Source organism: Lysinibacillus sp. NPDC056220 (assembly GCF_049315265.1).
Lineage (GTDB): Bacteria > Bacillota > Bacilli > Bacillales_A > Planococcaceae > Lysinibacillus > Lysinibacillus pinottii.
This window is the reverse complement of the sequence record NZ_JBMOXD010000011.1, coordinates 51299-69776: the sequence shown is the minus strand read 5'-3', so window position 1 is coordinate 69776 and position 18478 is coordinate 51299. Positions and strand designations below refer to the sequence as shown.

Sequence of the window (18478 nt, the reverse complement as noted above, 5' to 3'; positions counted from 1 at the left end):
GGCCCCCGCAACCAAATGGTCCCGTGGTGTAGCGGTTAACATGCCTGCCTGTCACGCAGGAGATCGCCGGTTCGATCCCGGTCGGGACCGCCATTTTTTTATAATATATGGGTCAGTAGCTCAGTTGGTAGAGCATTAGATTGAAGCTCTAAGTGTCGGCGGTTCGATTCCGTCCTGACCCATCATTTTTTTGCCGGTGTAGCTCAGTTGGTAGAGCAACTGACTTGTAATCAGTAGGTCGTGGGTTCGACTCCTATCGCCGGCACCATGAATTCCCGGAGGGGTAGCGAAGTGGCTAAACGCGGCGGACTGTAAATCCGCTCCTTAGGGTTCGGCGGTTCGAATCCGTCCCCCTCCACCAGTTTTATTTTTTTATTTTTAAATAGGGGCATAGTTCAACGGTAGAATAGAGGTCTCCAAAACCTTTGGTGTGGGTTCGATTCCTACTGCCCCTGCCAATTTATTTTATGGCGATTGTGGCGAAGTGGTTAACGCACCGGATTGTGGTTCCGGCATTCGTGGGTTCGATTCCCATCAGTCGCCCCATTCAAGAATAAAGTAAATTTCATAATAATAACTATAATATAATGGCGATTGTGGCGAAGTGGTTAACGCACCGGATTGTGGTTCCGGCATTCGTGGGTTCGATTCCCATCAGTCGCCCCATAGTTGGGGTATAGCCAAGCGGTAAGGCAACGGATTTTGATTCCGTCATGCCTAGGTTCGAATCCTAGTACCCCAGCCATTTTTTGCGGAAGTAGTTCAGTGGTAGAACACCACCTTGCCAAGGTGGGGGTCGCGAGTTCGAACCTCGTCTTCCGCTCCAAGTATGATGGCGGCATAGCCAAGTGGTAAGGCACAGGTCTGCAACACCTTTATCACCGGTTCAAATCCGGTTGCCGCCTCCATATTTTTACTGCTAATCGGTTTATCCGATTTTTTTTATCTCCATTATGCCGGTGTGGCGGAATTGGCAGACGCGCACGACTCAAAATCGTGTTCCTTTGGAGTGTCGGTTCGACCCCGACCACCGGTATCATTACGTACATATACGTTACATTTAGTAAGTTTAGAAAGCTCACAAACCTTGATAATACAGGGTTTGTGAGCTTTTTTCATTTTTGGGGATACGATAAGAATTGAAATCATTTTACACACTTCAGGTAGAAGACATTGATATATAAGGCTTTTTACTACATTCCCTATCCTTATCACCGGTAACGAGGTTAGCGTAATAATATAGCAATAGTTGTGTAGGAAGATTAGTTAAAGAAGGTAGTTTTTAAGTGAATGGTGCATTGTCAAAAAAATAATATATTACACAATAAGTAAGTTTCAATGGAAAGGTTGGAGGTGATTTTTATGAAGAAGGTATTAGTGGACAACAAGATGAATTTAAAGGGAACGATACTGCAAATGGTATTGATAAAATGTTTTCTGGTCAACCTGTTCACCCTACATGTAGAAATATGTTTGAAGCTGATATCGTATAACAAGCGAAGCTATAATACTACTTGGGGGTAATAGGGGTACTGGTGAATACGTTTAGAACCCAAAAAATAGCAATACAAACCAAAGCTTTGGTTTGTATTACTATTGTTAGTATGCTTCACCTTTTGAAATTATTGAACGCGAGCAAATCCAAATCCTGAAGCGTAGTCATCACCTATAGCAGCTCCATAACCACCTTTAATATCTACTGATTTTGCTCTCTCTTGTAAGTTAGAACGTAGTTGCGTGTTAGATAATGACGGATTTTCAGCCCAAATTTTTGCTGCTAAACCAGAGACATGAGGGGTAGCCATTGATGTGCCGCTAATTGTATTATAACCGCCATTATACCATGTAGAATAAACGGATGAGCCAGGAGCTGAGATTTCAATATCACCTTCCTGGATGACATAATCTCCAGCTGTAGATATATAACCACGTGAAGAGTAGTCAGCTACACGATAAGTCCCATTTTGTTGTACATTTTCTAAAGCTGCAACGGCGATTGCATTTGGTAATGCCCCCGGATAACCAATTGTTCCTTGCGCATAGCCAGAATTACCAGCTGCAGCTACTATTAGAACTCCTTTACTGTATGCGTAATTGACAGCACTCGAAATGAGGCTATTATTCGCTGAAGAACCTAGAGACATACTAATAATTGTTTTGGTACCAGTAGCTGTTGCTTGATCTGCTGCATGTCGAATAGCAGCAGCAATATCATCTGAGTATCCAGAACCGCTATCTAATAACACTTTGTAAGCCCAAAGATCAGCATCTGGAGCTACACCGTAAATGCCTGCTTGATCGCTTCCACCATCAGCTAAGGCCGTACCAGCAACATGTGTACCATGTCCGTTTCTATCAGTACAGCTGTTATTAATGGGTGTTGTCGCACCTGTAAAGTCTTTACATTGCTCTACGTTATTGACAAGGTCAGGATGAGAAATATTTACACCCGTATCGAGTACGGCAATATTAATGCCACTTCCTCCAGTTGTAGATGTTAAAGTATCATTGTTATAAATTGCTTTAATGCCCCAAGGTATTTGTTGAGAAGCTCTTAAAGAAGTTACCAAATCCAGAGTTTCATTTTCTACCATACTATCGTCTTCCAAACCTATCGTATCTAATGTAACGATAGGCACTTTTGTAACTGTGAAATTTTTATTCTTCTGTAATGCTTCGAATTGTTTTTCATTCATATCAGTTGAAAATCCGTTCTCTGTTAATTCCCAACGAGCAGAATATTGAGTTTTTAATGTTGATTTTTCTGTTTTTTTGTTTGCCTCAACATAAACACGGAATTTCTCCTGACCACCGTCGTTTCCTAAGCTATCTTCGCTATCCATCGCTGTTGCGTACACCGGGTTTATTACTGATCCTGCAATCAAAAGACTTAGCAACGTACTTTTCATTTTTTTCATTCTTTCCAACTCCTTTTCAAATTAAGTTATAGTACTACAATTTGAATCTACCATAATTTAGGTTTTTTGATTATTGGGAAAATTATGATTATAATAAATGTAAAATACAGTCATTCGATACGGGAGGTTATGAAAATGAAGATTGGTTCATTAATTAAGTACTATCGTACAAAGCTAGGAATGACACAGAATTCAGTGGCGATGGGGATTTGCTCGATTCCTCATTTAAGTAAAATTGAGAATAATAATAAAGAAGCAAATAGCGAGACAATACGTCTACTGCTAGAACGATTAAATATTAGTATTCACGATGTAGAGAATAACGAACAAAATATTATTTGCCTATTAAATGATTTACAAAAACATATAAATTACCTAGAGATTGAGAAAGTAAAAGAGACAATGAGCAGATTAAAAGAATATGAAGAAATAATAGGTTTTACAGAATCTATTTATTTATATGAACTTTATAAGTTACGTTATTATGTGTTTGTTAAAGAGCATAAATTAGCAGACAATCAATTAAAATGGCTAAATGCCCACCGACCAAATTTTTCCCAACATGAAAGGTATTTACATTCATATTATTATGCATTAGTTTTAATTACAAAAGGTAAATATGAGGAAGCAGCTAAAGAACTAACTCAAATACTTCAAATACATCCAGAACTAGGGTCACTAGAAGGAGAGTTTTACTATCATTTCGCTTTAATAAAAGGGCGGTTAGAAGAACCAAGCCAAGCAATTATTTATGGGAAAAAAGCTCTTCAATTCTATAAGGACCAATTTAATTTTAAAAGAATTGTTTATACATTAATGTCTCTGGCACTCAATTACTCTCGAGGAAAAGTGTTTCACGAAGCAATCGAAATCTATGAACATTTAGTGAGAAATGTGGAGCTATTACAGCAACAGCAGCTATTACCTGCTATATATCACAATTTGGGGGATTTGTACCAAATGAGATGGGAATATGAAAATGCATTAATTTACTTTGAAAAAAGCGCTTCTTTAATGTCAAAGAACTGTGATCATTATCTGCTTTGCTTATATAATTTAGGTGTTACGCAATTTCGCTTAGAACAAACGGAAAAAAGTATAAAAACCTTTACTATTCTAAAGGAAGAAGCAAAAAATAAGAAAAAATTAAGTTTTAATTTATTTGCTACTTTTTATTTATATTTGCTAGGAGAAGAAAAAAAGAAAGCGATGGATTTTTTAGAAGGGAGGTTAATTCCATTTATAGCAGATAATGAAGAATTAAAAGAAATGCACCAACAATTTTCTAATTTATTGGGAGAGTATTATCGACAAGAAAAGCAGTTCGAGAAAGCTATGCAATTTATTGAAATTTAAAGGAGAGTGTGAATATGAAGAAAAATGTTGGATTATCAATTTTAATACTGAGTGCTGCAGTAATAATTATATCTGTTCCAATTCATCCACCGGTTTTATAAAAGGCAAGAGTGGGAGAAGGTAGTGGCTCTATCTTATGATTGAGGAACAGTGTAAACCACAAGCCTTTGAAACTGAGAGAGATAGGCAGATTTTTTATGAAGGGTATGGGAGAAAGTTAATTAATCAAAACGAGTACAATTACTTTAAAAATGGATTATATGAGTTTTTTTAGATGAAGATCTAAACCGTTCTGTAGGATAAATGACTTTCCTTCAGAGCGGTTTATTTGTTTTCGTTTCTTTTTTTTCTTTTCCATTCTTAATGATTAGTTCATGCTCTGTTCATGAAACAATTTTAAGCTAAGGATAATTAAAGAAATGGAGGGATAAAGGATGAATCTTGCCTGGAAAGAAATGAAGAAAAATAAAGTACGATTTTTAATCTTGGGCTCCATCATCTTCCTAGTTAGTTTTTTAACGTTTATTATTTCAGGTTTGGCGAATGGCTTGTCACAGGATAATGCAGCTTTAATAAAAGACTTACCGCAGGGGCAATTCTACATGACAGAGGATGCTGATGGGACGTTTAATCTTTCAAGAATCTCTAACAATCTACAACAGGAAGTCATGTCTGAAGAGAAGGAAGCAGTTGCCTTTTCTATTCAAATGGGCTTTTTAAGTGATGAGGATGATAAACAGCAAAGTGTGGCCTTTGTCACATCGACAGAGTCATCACTATTTAGAAATGTGCGTCAAGGTGAGGTCCTGTTAGACAGCTCGCTACAGGAAAAGGGAATAAAAGTGGGAGATATATTAGCGAACAATCAATATAGTGGAGAGTTCAAGGTGAAAGGCTTTGTGGAGCAAAAGAAATATAGCCATGCCCCTGTTGCGTATATCAGTAAAGAGGCTTACCAGGAAATGTATCGGATACAGGATATGCAGTTAATTTTTGTTCCACACAATGCTGCCAAGGATTTTGAGGGGCTACAGTCTTATAGCAATAAAGAATTTCTGAATGCTATCCCGAGTTACAGTGCGGAACAGATGTCTTTAAATATGATTATTTGGTTTTTAGTTGTCATTAGTGGTATGCTGTTTGCTATTTTCTTCTATATGATGAATGTACAAAAGATTGGCCTATATGGCATTCTAAAAGCAATTGGATTAAAAACAGGTAGGTTGTTTAACATGATCTGGACACAGATGGTGATTATTACCGCTATTTCACTAGTATTATCAGTCAGCCTTAGTCAATTATTCAATATAGTTGCGCCAAAGGGGATGCCATTTACGTTAAATCTAGGTACAACAATGCAGCTATCGTTAGTGTTCCTTGTCATTGGTTTTGTGGGAGCTACATTGTCAGGTCTACAAATTAAAAAAATTGAACCGTTACAAGCAATACACCAAGGGGAGGCTTAGTCATGACTTTATTTACGATTGATGAAGTAAGAAAAACGTTTAAAAATGGTGATGTCGAAGAGGAAATTTTAAAAGGTATTAATTTATCCTTAAAAGAAGGAGAGATTACGGCATTGGTAGGTGCATCTGGTTCAGGAAAAAGTACGCTATTAACTATAGCTGCTGGACTGCAACCCGCAACGGATGGACAGATTCTTTTTGAGGGACAAAATCTAACGACTATGAACGAAGAACAAGTACGAAAGCTGCGTGCAAGTAAATTTGGCTTTGTTTTTCAGTTTGCTCATCTTGTACCTTTTCTTACCGTAGAAGAACAGCTGCTATTAATGTTGGATGTTGCTGGGTCTCCACTGAAGAAACATGAACAAAAGCATGAAGTAAATCGTTTATTACAGTTAGTTGGGCTGGCTCATCGTCAAGATGCTTATCCTTCTTCATTGTCAGGGGGAGAAAAGCAACGTGTAGCGATTGCACGTGCCATCATTCATCAACCGAAAGTGCTGTTTGCAGATGAGCCAACAGCAAGTTTAGATTCACAGCGTTCTAAAGAAATTATGATGTTATTAAGAACATTAACAAAAACTTTAAGTATCACAACATTATTAGTGACGCATGACGAAGAGATGCTAGCTTATACAGATCGTATTATTAAAATGAGCGATGGTGTGGTATTACAAAATAAGCAAGGCTCCCACTAGTAGGGAGCCTTTGTAGCGTTTAGGTTAAACGGGCATTACGACTCACTTTACAAACCATTCTCATTAACGCTTTGTGTAGAAAAGGAAAAATAGTAAAAATAACATCCATTGTTTTGCGCATTGGCATTGGACAAATGATAGGCTTATTTTGATGAACACCTTCTATAGCAATTTTTGCAATTCGCTGAGGTGAGATCATTTTTTGCTGCTGTAATTGTTTGGTGATAATTGATTTATCCATATGAATCGCCTTGGCGTTATCGAAAATAGGTGTATCCACAAACGTTGGACATAAGGCACTCACCTTAATCCCAAATTCCTCAGCCTCATAGTGTAGAGAGGTCGTTAATCCTATAACAGCATGTTTGGTAGTAGCGTATGCAGAAGAAAAAGGAGAAGGTCCTAACCCTGCAGCTGATGAGGTATTGATGATATGTCCAAAACCTTGTTTTTTCATAAGTGAATAACCTATTTGAGTACCATAAATGACACCCCATAAATTAATAGCCATAATTTCCTTCCAATCCTCAATAGTCGTTTCACCCAGCTCTCCGTACATAGCAATTCCAGCATTATTAAACAGATAATCTATCCGATGATATTCTTCAATTACACCATGAATGACAGATGCTACACTATTGTAATCGGTTACATTTAGTGGTACAAATTTTGCATGAACAGCATCATTATTTAACTGTGCTTCTAACATACGACCTTCTTGTTCTTGAATATCAGCAATAATGACAAATATATGTCGAGTAATTAATTCCTGGCAAATGGCCTTTCCTATCCCAGATACACCACCTGTAACAACAGCAATCTTTTTCATTTTTTAGGACCTCCCGATTTTGTCTCCTTCGTTTGCATAATGTTCAATGATAGAGCTATATTGCTGTGCCACTATATCAGCACCTTTACTATTTAAATGAACGCCATCCAAAGTTACATGTAGCCCTCTTTTTTGAGATAATTTATCGATGCGTAAAGGATTTTTGTAAAATAAAACATCTAGTAGAACTCTCATTACACTCGTATTAATAAAGCTTGAGCAGTCCAAATGTTCTAAATGCTCTTTAAAGAGATTTTGCATATTCACAAAATAAACATTGCCAGATTTCAATGCAATAGACTCCATAACGGACGTTAGCTCTTTTACTTCGTTGTTAGAGTGATTTTGAAGATCTTCTCCTACTAATGCTGGAGATACTAGCACAACATTTTTAGAAGCGGTATGTGCTTTCTCTAATACTTTGAGGCAGTACTCTTCGAATTCTATATGATCCTTCGTCACGGGTTGTGCTTGCACCTTTAATAATTTTGAATAGACGTCATTGACGCCTACCCAAAGAAAAAGGAGATCATAGGAGGATTGGAGTGGCGTTTTTTCCAAGCGAGTAAATAAACTTTTAATCGTCTCGCCTGGATTCCCAAGATTGTCAAATGAAATATGAGGATATTGCAGTTTTAAAAGATTATAAAATGAAACTCCTGGACGACCTTCTGTTAAGCTATCACCTATTAAACCTACTTTCATTTAAATCCCACCTTTTTTAATTTCTTTTAAGAAAATCGTTATTGCTTGTTGAAAGAGTGGTTCTAATGATTTCAAATGTTGAGTATTGGTAAGCTGACATAATCCGCCTAGCCATGTGCCTAGTAAGACGGTCCAAGTATCTACATCGCCATGAACAAATTCGTTTTGGTCGATGCCCTCTTGAAGAATTGCACGATAAGCATTCATAGGTGTAATAGCTAAATTGAATAACTGCTGTATAGAATCGGGGGTTGATTTAGGATTAGATGCCAGTTCCTGACCTGATTTTAGTAAAGGTGTTTGATACTCATAGAGGACATGTAGGGCCATACCATACAATTTTTCTGTTGATGTGGTGTATGAAGATTCTTTTTGCAACCATTTGTCATGCCAATTTTTCATTGATTGCTGCGCTAAAAGCACAAATAACTTTTCCTTATTTTCGAAATGATAATAAATATGTCCTTTACTGTAACCAGAAACCTTCGAAATATCGCCAACAGATGTTTGATTATAGCCATGTTGAGAAAATAATTGGGTGGCATGTTTGATAATTTCAAGCTTTGCCTTGTCACTGTCATAGCGTCTTTTATTCAATGTTGTACTCCTTTAATGATTTGAACAATCGTTCTAATTTAATTATACATAATTTTCTAATTAAATAAATAGGTAAAATTTTTATTTGAAATACGGTTGTAAAGGAAGGAAATTCCAATTGTTTGTTGAATTATTTGTTATGCTTAAAAAAGGGGGATTTGTATGGGAAGAGTGATTGGCTTTGAATTAAATAGTCAGGAACCGAAGAAAGCGGCAGCTTTTTATAGCAAAGTGTTTGGCTGGAGGATAGCGGCTCCAAATTGGGATTATTGGCCAGTTACAACTGGGCATGAAAGCAAAATTGGGATTAATGGTGGTATTAGCAAAGGACCTAGTGATTATCCACATGGTACACGAATTCAGATTGAAGTGGATGCAATGGATGAAGTTATTGAGCAGGCAACCAGCAATGGGGCTACTATTTTACGTGGAAAAATGGAGTTTGAGGACTTTTATCTTGCTTATTTGATGGATCCGACTGGCATAGAAATTGGATTAATTCAACATAAAAATAACGAATAAAGTCTCTTTCAGAAGAGTCTTTTTTCATTTTTAGCATAACTACACGTCTTTATGGGTAAAGAATCGATGGAGGAGGGATAATGTGAGGAACATATTGAAATTAGTATGTTTGATCCTGATAGCGATTGGCATAATACCGAGGGAAGTGCAGGCAGCCAGCTTTAAAGATTTAACGGATGATACCTTGATGACAGAAATCCATTATTTAGTAGAGCAGGATATTGTGAAGGGCTATTCCAATCAGTTATTCAAGCCGAATGATTATGTAACGAAAGCACAGGTAGCTGTTATGCTAACACGTGCTTTGGGGCTAAACACAATCAACATACAAAACCCCAATTATCAGGATGTAACGCCAGCTAATAAATACTACAAAGAAATAGCTGCTGTACAAAAAAAAGGAATATTTGATGCAGCCCATAAATTTAACCCAGATGCACCGTTAACTAGAGCGGAAATGGCTATTGTGCTAAATAGGGCTTTCCAATTAAAAGGGTCAGATCCTTATTATTTTACAGATGTGACGGAGCAGACATATGGTTATAAAGAAATTTTAACACTGGCTCATAATCATTTGGTAAGGGGCTATGAGAATGGTGAGTTTAAACCTAATGCTCCTGTTACACGTGCCCACTTCTCAGCTTTTTTAGCGCGAGCATTGACTCTTTCTAAGCCTAGTTTGCTAAAGGACCCCGCGTTTGTTTATACGTATGGCTATTATTCTTTAAGTGACCATAAGCGGTATACCTTGAGCTATCGATATAAGCAACATGACGGTAAAAATGATGTATGGACAGTCAAAAATATTAGCACAGGACAAACTCTTTCTGATGAGCTTTTATATGGTCATGATCGTGTATATGGTCAAGCCATTGCTAGTGACGCTAATACACATTATGATTTATATATGGAACTACCACTTAGAATAGGGGTTATTTTACATGAAGATGATCCAGGGGTTACTGCAGGAGAACGAGTAACTGTAAAATCAACGAATGGTACAGTACAAGCTGGAGAAGTGCAATATACGGGTGTAATTATAGTAGAGAAAAGGTCAGTATATAGTGATGTGGTAAAAACTTATTATTTCGTAGATGATATTGGTTTAGTCAAGGAACTACACAATGATAAAGTTGTATTTGAACTATTCAATCGGACAATGAAATAATCAGGAAAGGAAAGCAAGCCACTGATGGACTCGCTTTCCTTTATTGTTGTAAAGAGATATGAAAAAAGCGCTGTAGAGCTTGCAGCCATTCCTTCTCAGTGTTTGTTGTATAGGTAGTTAAGGATTGCCCTTCGTAAATTCTAAATTCATTGTTCATCATCGTGTGACGTCCACGAATAGTTCGAATCATGGCAATTTTATTTTTTTGTTTAGAGAGTCGTGGGGCAAATTTTGCATCATTTGCATCATCATGAAAACAATAAAGCAAACGCCATTGTTGCTTGGTTAGTTCAAAAAGCATCCAACCATTTTCTTCATCATACTCTACTTTATACAATTCTCGGCCTTCGCGATGCTGATATCCTGCTATTAACGGTACTGGTTTACAAGGCGCTAAAGCACCAACGCCTACATCTGAAATATAGGATTGTTTTGCATCTTTTACTAGTAATAGCTGGTGCATGGGTATATCTTCAGGAGGAGAGTGTTCTTCAACATTACGCCAAAACTGAGCATAGCGATTGGTAACTGAAAAGCCGAGCTCCCGTAAAAGCCAGCTAAATAAAATATTCAGTTCAAAACAATTGCCCCCACGTCTTTCTATAATAATCTTTTGAAATAAATCAGGAATAGAGAATGAGATACCGAGGTTCAAGGCAACATCTAAATTTTCATAGGGAATCGTCAATAGATGCTTTGTTTGTAGCTGTCCAAGTAGTTGGACGGTAGGCTCTAAGGTTCCTTGAAATTGAATATGCTGTAAATATTGCTGAATCTGTGCATTCATAAAATCGCCTCACTTCCTTATTAATAACATAACCGAAACAGCATCAGAATACACGCATAATATTAAGAGGGAAATGATAGAAAAATAGCTAAATAACTTGTAGAATTAATATATTAGCTACTATAAAGTGAAATATTTCCCAGTATAGTTAATGAATAAGAAATTAAGGTAGGTATGATAAGGAAAATGAAATGGATCGAAGTCAATACATATGACGAAATGAGCGAAGTGGCCGCAAATATTTTTTTAAAGCAAATACAGAAGAAGCCCAATAGTGTTCTAGGATTAGCAACTGGTGGTTCACCTGTAGGAATGTATAAAGAATTAGTAGCGCGATATCAAGCCGGTCAATTAACATTTAAGGATGTACAAACTTTTAATTTAGACGAATATGTAGGTCTTAAGCGCTCAAGTCCTGCAAGTTATTGGACTTTCATGCACAACAATCTATTTAATGGTGTAAATATTAAACAAGAAAATATACATTTGCCAAATGGTGAGGCAGAGGATTTAGCTGCTGAATGCAAGGCATATGATGCAAGGATTGATGCAGCAGGAGGTATTGATTTACAGCTTCTTGGAATTGGCGTAAATGGTCATATAGGTTTTAATGAGCCAGGTACACCGTTCGATTCGATGACGAATATTGTTGAATTAACGGAATCGACAAGAACAGAAAATGCGATTTACTTTGATGACGCAGCAGATGTCCCAATACATGCCATTACGATGGGCATTCAATCGATTATGAAGGCGAAGGAAATTGTCCTGATTGCCTTTGGTGAAAAGAAGATGGAGGCCATCCAAAAATTAAAAAGTGGCCATATTACTGAAGATTTCCCTGCAAGCCAATTATTAAAACATCCTAACGTCACGATTATTTATGGCGGTACCAATTAACAATAAAAAGCAAAGCCTTCTTATGATTGAAGTCTTTGCTTTCTTGTTTTTCTGATTACCATATGAGCAAGGAATATACGCTCCAGCAAATTACTGCTACAATAACAATTAAATCAACCTTGTTGAAGAGAAAGGTTACTGTTCAAGAGTCTGAAGGTTCCTATCGCTAGAATGTCGATAGTTTCTCCTCAAGAAGTAAATGATCGTATAGAATCATGGGAAGAAGAGGCAATAATAGATAAGTGCCTCACATCAGTATAGAGGCAAGCTTAAGGAAAATAAGAGGAGGAATGAACGTGAAAAATACCGTACCACGTTTACAAAAGGGAGATCTAGTTGGTGTAGTTGCCCTATCAAGTGTAGTAAATCATGAAAAGCTAGGGGACGCATTATCTTTTTTAGACGAGTTGGGTCTTCACTATATTGTAGGGGATACGATCCATGCAACGCATGATTATTTAGCTGGTAGTGATGAAGTTAGGCTAGCTGATTTTCATGAAATGGTAAAAAATCCTGAAGTGAAAGCTATTTTTTGTGTAAAGGGTGGCTATGGCTCTGCTCGCATAGCTGAAAAAATTGATTATACGTTATTAGAGGAAAATCCAAAAATTTTCTGGGGCTTTTCAGATATTACCTATTTGCATTGTGCGATCAATGAGTACGCCAATTTAGTAACATTCCATGGACCTATGTTAATGGCGGCCAATAAAATGGATGAACTATCGAAAAAAATGTTTGTACAATTATTTTCCCCCATTGAAATACAATACACGGAGTCAATTTCTCCTTTAACAACCATTGCTGGAGGGGTGGCACGCGGTGAATTAATAGGAGGAAATCTGTATCGTCTTGTCAGCACATTAGGCACTAAATTTGAGATACAAACAGAAGGTAAGATTTTATTGATAGAGGAGTTAGCAGAATCCATTCCTAATATTGATTCGATGTTACAGCAATTAAAGCAAGCTAGGAAAATTGAGCAACTAGCAGGTGTTGTCATTGGTTCCTTTACACAAACAGAAGCGAATGAAACAGCCTTACATAATTTAATGAAAGAGTATTTTGGAGACTTAGGTATTCCTGTTGTGGCAGGTTTTAAAATAGGACATGAATCAACCAATGTAGGCATTCCCTTGGGGGTAGACGCCTATTTAGATGCAGAGGAAAAAGTGTTGAAGATATTACCAGGTGTGTATTGACTATAGGGAGATGTTAAATGATATGGATATTGAGAAAAAGCTCTATGAGGCAGCCGTCCAATTAGTGGAGAAAAGATATCCGTCAGGATGGGGTGGAGCGGCGGCTTTGTATTCGGAGGACGGGCATATTTTAACTAGTGTTGCACCAGAGGTCATCAATGCAGCTACTGAATTATGTATGGAAACGGGTGCTATTCTGGAGGCACATAAATTGAATACAAAGGTGACACATTCGATTTGTGTTGCTAGAGAAAATGAAAAATCTAAATTCGTAGTACTGACACCCTGTGGGGTCTGCCAAGAAAGACTCTTTTATTGGGGAGAGAATGTGAAAGCAGCAGTTACGAATACAGACGATACACTACTATTTAAAACTTTAAAAGAGATACAACCCTATCATTGGTATAAGGCCTATGAACAATAATGCAAAAAAGACGTTACATAAAAATGTAATGTCTTTTTACGTTTGCCTTAATAAGGCTCAGCATTATGGCCTTTATCTATCGCATTTTGAGGGGCTTGATCTCCATCAATATTGCCAAGTGGCTTTGAAGTTGAGGATTCCTTTCTAGCCTTATGCAACCCTTCTTTTAGCAAACGACCATATTCTTCATCTGCTTCTTCCGCAAGTGCAATCATGGCATTTTGTATCTCCATATGACAGACCGATAAATCACGAATTAAATTGGCAAGCAGTTCATCGCGCTCCCATTGCTCAAAGTTACGATAAGTTTCGCCAGCTTGCTTGGTATTACTTTGACGGTCAATGGATTCTCGAACAAGGTTGCCTTCTACATATGGAGTATATTCCTTACCATCCTGTGTTGCTTCCTTTAAGCCATTTAACATGGAGGGCTCATAATTAATATGTGGATTTTGACCAGGTGCTAAATCTCGTTTATACATCATTTGCCCACCGCTTTGATTGGTTGCTACACGTTTTTTTGGCGCATTAATTGGCAATTGAAGATAGTTAGCTCCTACACGATGACGCTGTGTATCCGAATAAGAGAATGTACGACCTTGCAACATTTTATCATCAGAGAAATCTAAGCCATCGACTAGTACGCCCGTACCGAAAGTAGCTTGTTCTACCTCTGCAAAATAGTCCTCAGGATTTTTGTTTAACACCATTTTACCGACTGGATACCATGGGAATTGATCGTTTGGCCAAAGCTTTGTGTCATCCAATGGATCAAAATCAAGCTCAGGATGTGGACCATCCTCCATAATTTGAACATGTAACTCCCATTCAGGAAATTCTTCACGTTCAATCGCATCATATAAATCCTGTGTGGCATGATTAAAATTTTTCTGCTGAATTTCTTCTGCTTCTTTTTGTGTTAAGTTTTTAATGCCCTGAAGTGGTTCCCAGTGATATTTGACGAGGACCCCTTTGCCTTCCTGATTAACCCACTTATACGTATTGACGCCAGAGCCCTGCATCATACGATAGTTAGCTGGAATACCCCAAGGTGAATATACAAATGTAACCATATGGAAGGATTCTGGTGAGCTAGCACAAAAATCAAAGAAACGTTCAACGTTCTGAATATTAGTAATAGGATCAGGCTTAAATGCATGAATCATGTCAGGGAATTTCATGGCATCACGGATAAAGAAGATTTTTAAATTATTACCAACTAAATCCCAGTTGCCATCCTCTGTATAAAATTTTACAGCAAAGCCTCGTGGATCTCGTAATGTTTCAGGAGAGTGTCCACCATGTATAACCGTTGAAAAACGGACAAATACAGGTGTTTTTTTTCCTTTATCCTGAAAGACCTTTGCCCGAGTATATTTAGAAATAGGTTCATTGCCTACAACACCATATGTTTCAAAATAACCATGTGCACCAGCACCGCGAGCATGAACAACTCGTTCCGGTACTCGCTCCCTGTCAAAATGACTTATCTTCTCTAGAAAATCATAATTTTCAAGTGTTGCAGGACCGCGATTACTGACTGTTCGTAAATTTTGATTGTTAGTAATGGGATGCCCCTGTCGATTTGTCAATGTTGTATCTTGATCATGTGTTGAATCATTTTTCTGCGTCATCGTATGACCCCTTTCCAATAGATACGTCCATTTTGTCCTTGAAAGGGGTAATTTAGACATAGGGAATTTTTACATATTCGCTAATAAAAAAAGCTCTCCATACATAAATGTAGGAGAGCCTTGGATGGTGTTTTCAAATGGAATCAAGTTTTTTGAGTATGGCCTTTACCTATAGTTGGTCATTAGTCATGGGTCATACAGTAACAGGTAACTTGTTATTGGTTTTAATCTAATTAGCCGTAAAGCTAAATTTGAAAACAGCACATCCAACTCGGTTTGGAGTCTCACCGCCCCGAGACTAGAAATAGCGGGAATCATCAAAGTTAATTTGTATACTGTAATTTTTTGAATTAATAAGATTGGATAATTTATGTGCCTCTTTTTCAAGCTTCATTGCGCGCTCCCGATAGTCGTCAGGCTCATATAATGCAATCTCGTATAGAATTGCTCCATCACCATAGCCAAAACGAACACTTTCTTTTTCCCGCATACTAAATTCTTTACATAACTCAGCCTCAGCACGAAGCTGTGTAGCTAATTCGATAGCTTCTACTAGTGCGAGTTTCTGATCTTTAAATTCTACTGTGTTTTGGATGTTTGCTTCATATACTAGACGATCTAGTGTACGGGTATCTAGACGAACTTGTGCCAATTCGGTTTCGATAAGGGGGAGTGCACGGTTACTTGTTTTAGGAGTCTGTCCCTTTTCTACTGTCACAAAAGCACTACGATGTAATTCACTAATAAGCTCTTGTGTTTTTTTTCCTAAAATACTTTTTAGTTTAACAGCTTCTGCAAGATTGATCACGCAAACACGTCCTTTTTATAAACTTGTAGATGGTGCATTGTTTGATAGGAGGGCAATTTGATAGTCACCTCCATGAATTTGGTTAAACATTTTGCCTGCTGACGCCAAAAGGTCATTCGCTGCTTCATGTGTTAATGAGGGTCTGAGATAAAAAATCTGTAGCGCCTCAGTCGTATCCTCTGTAACGGCTGTACGTTTAGAATCGACAAATGGAGAACCAAATGCTCCCTTCTCATCACGACTGTAGAGGATCTTGTTGAATGTATTAAAACGCCCATTTAAACCCTCATAACCAATGTCTTCATGGCCAAGAGCTATTTCTACATATCCTTTCATAAAGGCTATATCATATAGACCAACTGGAATTTCATATTGAAGAGAGAAGAAGTTATTTAAATCTACAGCAGAATGAAATGGTGTTACATAGTTTTGTTTACTAATTCGCCGCATAAGACTTTCTGCTGAGTGTCGATAACGATTTGGATCTGAACCTAGCTTTTTCCAAAATACTCGCCATTCAGCAATACCCTCACGCTGGTTCACAGGAAAATCCTGCATGTCTAGAAAAAGGTTTTCTTGATACAATTGCATCCGACCTTTAATCATTTGAGGGGATTCTGCTACAACAATTTTGGTATAATGAATAATGCCGATTTTTAGCTCGGGATGTTGTGTTAATAGAGATTCATTAATGGAAATTTCCAAAGAACATCACCTACTTTATCTATTTCTATTATTGTATCATGTAAGGAGTTGGAAATAAAATGAACATACATGACCTACAGCGAGACTTTGTGGCATATGCAAGAGCCATTGGCGTTGATAAAATAGGTTTTACAACAGCAGCTCCCTTTACAGAATTAAAAAACCGACTGCGTCGCCAGCAGGAGCTTGGTTATCAGTCTGGCTTTGAAGAAAGTGATATTGAAAAACGTACCGAACCCCTTCAATTATTAAACGAAGCAGAGAGTATTGTCTCGATAGCCGTTGCCTATCCCTCCCGTATGCAAAATGCACCCATTGGTAAAAAGGGAGCTAGAAGAGGAATATTTTGCCGTGCTTCATGGGGTGTCGATTATCATACAGCAATTCGTGAACGTTTGAAGTTATTATCTGCTTGGCTTGAGGAGCGTGTCGAAGGTGTACGTATCGAGTCGATGGTTGATACAGGTGCACTTGTAGACCGTGCTGTAGCAGAACGCGCAGGCATAGGCTGGAGTGGTAAAAACTGTTCGATTATAACACCTGAATTCGGGTCATATGTGTATTTAGGAGAGCTCATAACCAATGTTCCATTCTCGCCAGATAAGCCAATGGAGGATGAGTGCGGGGAATGTCGCTTATGCTTGGATGTTTGTCCAACGGGTGCATTAATCCAAGGAGGGCAATTGGATGCACAACGTTGTATTGCCTTCCTCACTCAAACGAAGGGAACACTTCCTGATGAGTTTCGTAATCACATTGGTAATCGCCTCTATGGTTGTGATACATGCCAGACTGTGTGTCCCAAAAATAAAGGGAAGATTAATTGGATTCATGATGAATTTATACCGGATCCAGAGCTTGCCAAACCATTATTAACACCACTATTAACGATTTCCAATAGAGAATTTAAGGCCAAGTTTGGCCACGTTTCTGGTTCATGGCGAGGTAAAAAGCCTATTCAACGAAATGCCATCCTTGCACTGGCCCATTTTAAAGAGGAAGCGGCTATACCAGATCTCATCAACCTTTTGAAGAACGATGATCGTCCAGTCATACGAGGCACATCAGCATGGGCTTTAGGGAAGATAGGCGGAGAACAGGCTAAGTCTGCCCTATATGACGCGGAAGCTAATGAGCAGGACGAAGAAGTATTGAACGAAATTCACAAAGGTTTGCAGTTTTTTCATGAATGAAGAGAAAAAACACTCCATTAAATGAGTTCCACTTAAAGAAATTTTTATAATAAGGAAGTGTATCGTTATGCCATTGCATATCGTTTTATATCAACCAGAAATTCCAGCGAATACAGGAAATATTGCTCGCACTTGCGCTGGTACAAATACATCATTACATTTAATTCGTCCACTAGGCTTTTCAACCGATGATAAAATGTTAAAGCGGGCAGGCTTAGATTATTGGCATAGTGTGAATATTGTTTATCATAATTCACTGGATGATTTTATAGAGTACTCTAGAGATGGAGATGTATATTTAATCGAAACATATAGTGATGAGCCGTTCACCACACATGATTTTAGTAATAAAGAGCGTGACATTTACTTTATGTTTGGAAAAGAAACAACAGGCTTGCCAAAAGACTTTGCGTATGAACGTCGTAATATGTGCTTGCGTATTCCACAAAGTGATCATGTCCGTTCACTCAACTTATCTAATACGGCTGCGATTGTTATATATGAGGCATTACGACAACAGGGATATCCAGGTTTACATTAATAAAAGCAGTTCTCATTTGTGAGAACTG

General features: G+C 37.8%; 18 protein-coding genes and 11 tRNA genes. 21 read left to right on the top strand and 8 right to left on the bottom strand.

The annotated features are described in order from the left end of the window. The first annotated feature begins 17 nt into the window (after positions 1–17). The 11 genes from ACOZBY_RS20785 to ACOZBY_RS20735 all read left to right on the top strand — a co-directional run bounded on the left by ACOZBY_RS20785 (position 18) and on the right by ACOZBY_RS20735 (position 1036). Positions 18–93: transfer RNA gene (locus tag ACOZBY_RS20785), tRNA-Asp, on the top strand. 16 nt (positions 94–109) lie between these two features. Continuing rightward, a tRNA-Phe gene (locus tag ACOZBY_RS20780) sits at positions 110–182 on the top strand. A 10-nt stretch (positions 183–192) separates the two neighbouring features. Continuing rightward, positions 193–268: transfer RNA gene (locus tag ACOZBY_RS20775), tRNA-Thr, on the top strand. A gap of 9 nt (positions 269–277) precedes the next feature. Further along, positions 278–361, top strand: a tRNA-Tyr gene (locus tag ACOZBY_RS20770). A 23-nt stretch (positions 362–384) separates the two neighbouring features. Next, positions 385–458, top strand: a tRNA-Trp gene (locus ACOZBY_RS20765). 12 nt (positions 459–470) lie between these two features. Beyond that, positions 471–546: transfer RNA gene (locus ACOZBY_RS20760), tRNA-His, on the top strand. A 44-nt stretch (positions 547–590) separates the two neighbouring features. Further along, a tRNA-His gene (locus tag ACOZBY_RS20755) sits at positions 591–666 on the top strand. 4 nt (positions 667–670) lie between these two features. Then, positions 671–745 (top strand) — tRNA-Gln (locus ACOZBY_RS20750). 6 nt (positions 746–751) lie between these two features. Continuing rightward, positions 752–826: transfer RNA gene (locus ACOZBY_RS20745), tRNA-Gly, on the top strand. Between the two features lie 8 nt (positions 827–834). After that, positions 835–908, top strand: a tRNA-Cys gene (locus ACOZBY_RS20740). A 47-nt stretch (positions 909–955) separates the two neighbouring features. Further along, a tRNA-Leu gene (locus ACOZBY_RS20735) sits at positions 956–1036 on the top strand. Positions 1037–1622: 586 nt separating this feature from the next. On the opposite strand, the gene ACOZBY_RS20730 is transcribed toward ACOZBY_RS20735, so the two are convergent. Next, entirely contained in the window at positions 1623–2918 is a 1296-nt protein-coding gene (locus tag ACOZBY_RS20730; protein WP_012292128.1) for a S8 family peptidase, read from the bottom strand. 135 nt (positions 2919–3053) lie between these two features. On the opposite strand from ACOZBY_RS20730, the gene ACOZBY_RS20725 reads away from it, so the two are divergent. The 3 genes from ACOZBY_RS20725 to ACOZBY_RS20715 all read left to right on the top strand — a co-directional run bounded on the left by ACOZBY_RS20725 (position 3054) and on the right by ACOZBY_RS20715 (position 6438). After that, positions 3054–4274 (top strand): helix-turn-helix domain-containing protein, encoded by a 1221-nt coding sequence (locus ACOZBY_RS20725; RefSeq protein WP_031418222.1) that lies wholly within the window; start codon positions 3054–3056, stop codon positions 4272–4274. A gap of 434 nt (positions 4275–4708) precedes the next feature. Further along, positions 4709–5740, top strand: a complete 1032-nt coding sequence (locus tag ACOZBY_RS20720; protein ID WP_031418223.1) for an ABC transporter permease — start codon at positions 4709–4711, stop codon at positions 5738–5740. Positions 5741–5742: 2 nt separating this feature from the next. Beyond that, positions 5743–6438, top strand: a complete 696-nt coding sequence (locus tag ACOZBY_RS20715; RefSeq protein WP_012292131.1) for an ABC transporter ATP-binding protein — start codon at positions 5743–5745, stop codon at positions 6436–6438. 19 nt (positions 6439–6457) lie between these two features. On the opposite strand, the gene ACOZBY_RS20710 is transcribed toward ACOZBY_RS20715, so the two are convergent. From ACOZBY_RS20710 to ACOZBY_RS20700, 3 genes are read right to left on the bottom strand one after another with little or no spacing between them, the layout of a single operon-like run. After that, positions 6458–7267 carry an SDR family NAD(P)-dependent oxidoreductase gene (locus tag ACOZBY_RS20710; protein ID WP_099806318.1) on the bottom strand — a complete coding sequence of 270 codons (810 nt, stop codon included), beginning with the start codon at positions 7265–7267 and terminating at the stop codon, positions 6458–6460. A gap of 3 nt (positions 7268–7270) precedes the next feature. Beyond that, complete coding sequence (locus ACOZBY_RS20705) at positions 7271–7972, bottom strand: SGNH/GDSL hydrolase family protein (protein ID WP_099806319.1); 702 nt, start codon at positions 7970–7972, stop codon at positions 7271–7273. Continuing rightward, positions 7973–8569: a TetR family transcriptional regulator C-terminal domain-containing protein gene (locus ACOZBY_RS20700; protein WP_031418227.1), complete on the bottom strand. Its 597-nt coding sequence runs from the start codon at positions 8567–8569 to the stop codon at positions 7973–7975. A 162-nt stretch (positions 8570–8731) separates the two neighbouring features. Between ACOZBY_RS20700 and ACOZBY_RS20695 the strand changes: the two genes are divergently transcribed. Further along, positions 8732–9091: a VOC family protein gene (locus ACOZBY_RS20695; protein WP_031418229.1), complete on the top strand. Its 360-nt coding sequence runs from the start codon at positions 8732–8734 to the stop codon at positions 9089–9091. A gap of 82 nt (positions 9092–9173) precedes the next feature. Further along, a complete protein-coding gene (locus tag ACOZBY_RS20690) occupies positions 9174–10259 on the top strand; it encodes an S-layer homology domain-containing protein (RefSeq protein ID WP_289449743.1) in 1086 nt (361 codons plus the stop codon). 40 nt (positions 10260–10299) lie between these two features. Here ACOZBY_RS20690 and ACOZBY_RS20685 read toward each other — a convergent pair whose 3' ends face one another. Continuing rightward, positions 10300–11046 carry an arylamine N-acetyltransferase family protein gene (locus ACOZBY_RS20685; protein ID WP_099806321.1) on the bottom strand — a complete coding sequence of 249 codons (747 nt, stop codon included), beginning with the start codon at positions 11044–11046 and terminating at the stop codon, positions 10300–10302. A gap of 186 nt (positions 11047–11232) precedes the next feature. Here ACOZBY_RS20685 and nagB point away from each other — a divergent pair, with 186 nt between their 5' ends. The 3 genes from nagB to ACOZBY_RS20670 all read left to right on the top strand — a co-directional run bounded on the left by nagB (position 11233) and on the right by ACOZBY_RS20670 (position 13569). Beyond that, the gene (gene nagB / locus ACOZBY_RS20680; RefSeq protein WP_012292138.1) at positions 11233–11946 is read left to right on the top strand and encodes a glucosamine-6-phosphate deaminase; all 714 of its coding nucleotides are present in this window, start codon (positions 11233–11235) and stop codon (positions 11944–11946) included. A 290-nt stretch (positions 11947–12236) separates the two neighbouring features. Continuing rightward, positions 12237–13145 (top strand): S66 peptidase family protein, encoded by a 909-nt coding sequence (locus ACOZBY_RS20675; protein WP_012292139.1) that lies wholly within the window; start codon positions 12237–12239, stop codon positions 13143–13145. Between the two features lie 22 nt (positions 13146–13167). After that, a complete protein-coding gene (locus ACOZBY_RS20670) occupies positions 13168–13569 on the top strand; it encodes a cytidine deaminase (RefSeq protein WP_031418233.1) in 402 nt (133 codons plus the stop codon). A 47-nt stretch (positions 13570–13616) separates the two neighbouring features. Here ACOZBY_RS20670 and ACOZBY_RS20665 read toward each other — a convergent pair whose 3' ends face one another. The 3 genes from ACOZBY_RS20665 to ACOZBY_RS20655 form a co-directional block, all read right to left on the bottom strand. Further along, a complete protein-coding gene (locus ACOZBY_RS20665; protein WP_012292141.1) occupies positions 13617–15203 on the bottom strand; it encodes a catalase in 1587 nt (528 codons plus the stop codon). A gap of 298 nt (positions 15204–15501) precedes the next feature. Continuing rightward, on the bottom strand, positions 15502–16011 hold the full coding sequence (locus tag ACOZBY_RS20660) for a hypothetical protein (protein ID WP_289449742.1): 510 nt from the start codon (positions 16009–16011) through the stop codon (positions 15502–15504). A 15-nt stretch (positions 16012–16026) separates the two neighbouring features. Further along, a complete protein-coding gene (locus ACOZBY_RS20655) occupies positions 16027–16716 on the bottom strand; it encodes a B3/B4 domain-containing protein (protein ID WP_012292143.1) in 690 nt (229 codons plus the stop codon). 59 nt (positions 16717–16775) lie between these two features. Here ACOZBY_RS20655 and queG point away from each other — a divergent pair, with 59 nt between their 5' ends. Both queG and trmL read left to right on the top strand, forming a co-directional pair. Beyond that, entirely contained in the window at positions 16776–17909 is a 1134-nt protein-coding gene (gene queG, locus ACOZBY_RS20650) for a tRNA epoxyqueuosine(34) reductase QueG (protein ID WP_012292144.1), read from the top strand. 67 nt (positions 17910–17976) lie between these two features. Next, positions 17977–18450, top strand: coding sequence for a tRNA (uridine(34)/cytosine(34)/5-carboxymethylaminomethyluridine(34)-2'-O)-methyltransferase TrmL (gene trmL / locus ACOZBY_RS20645; protein WP_012292145.1), 474 nt, complete (start codon positions 17977–17979; stop codon positions 18448–18450). Positions 18451–18478 lie beyond the last annotated feature (28 nt).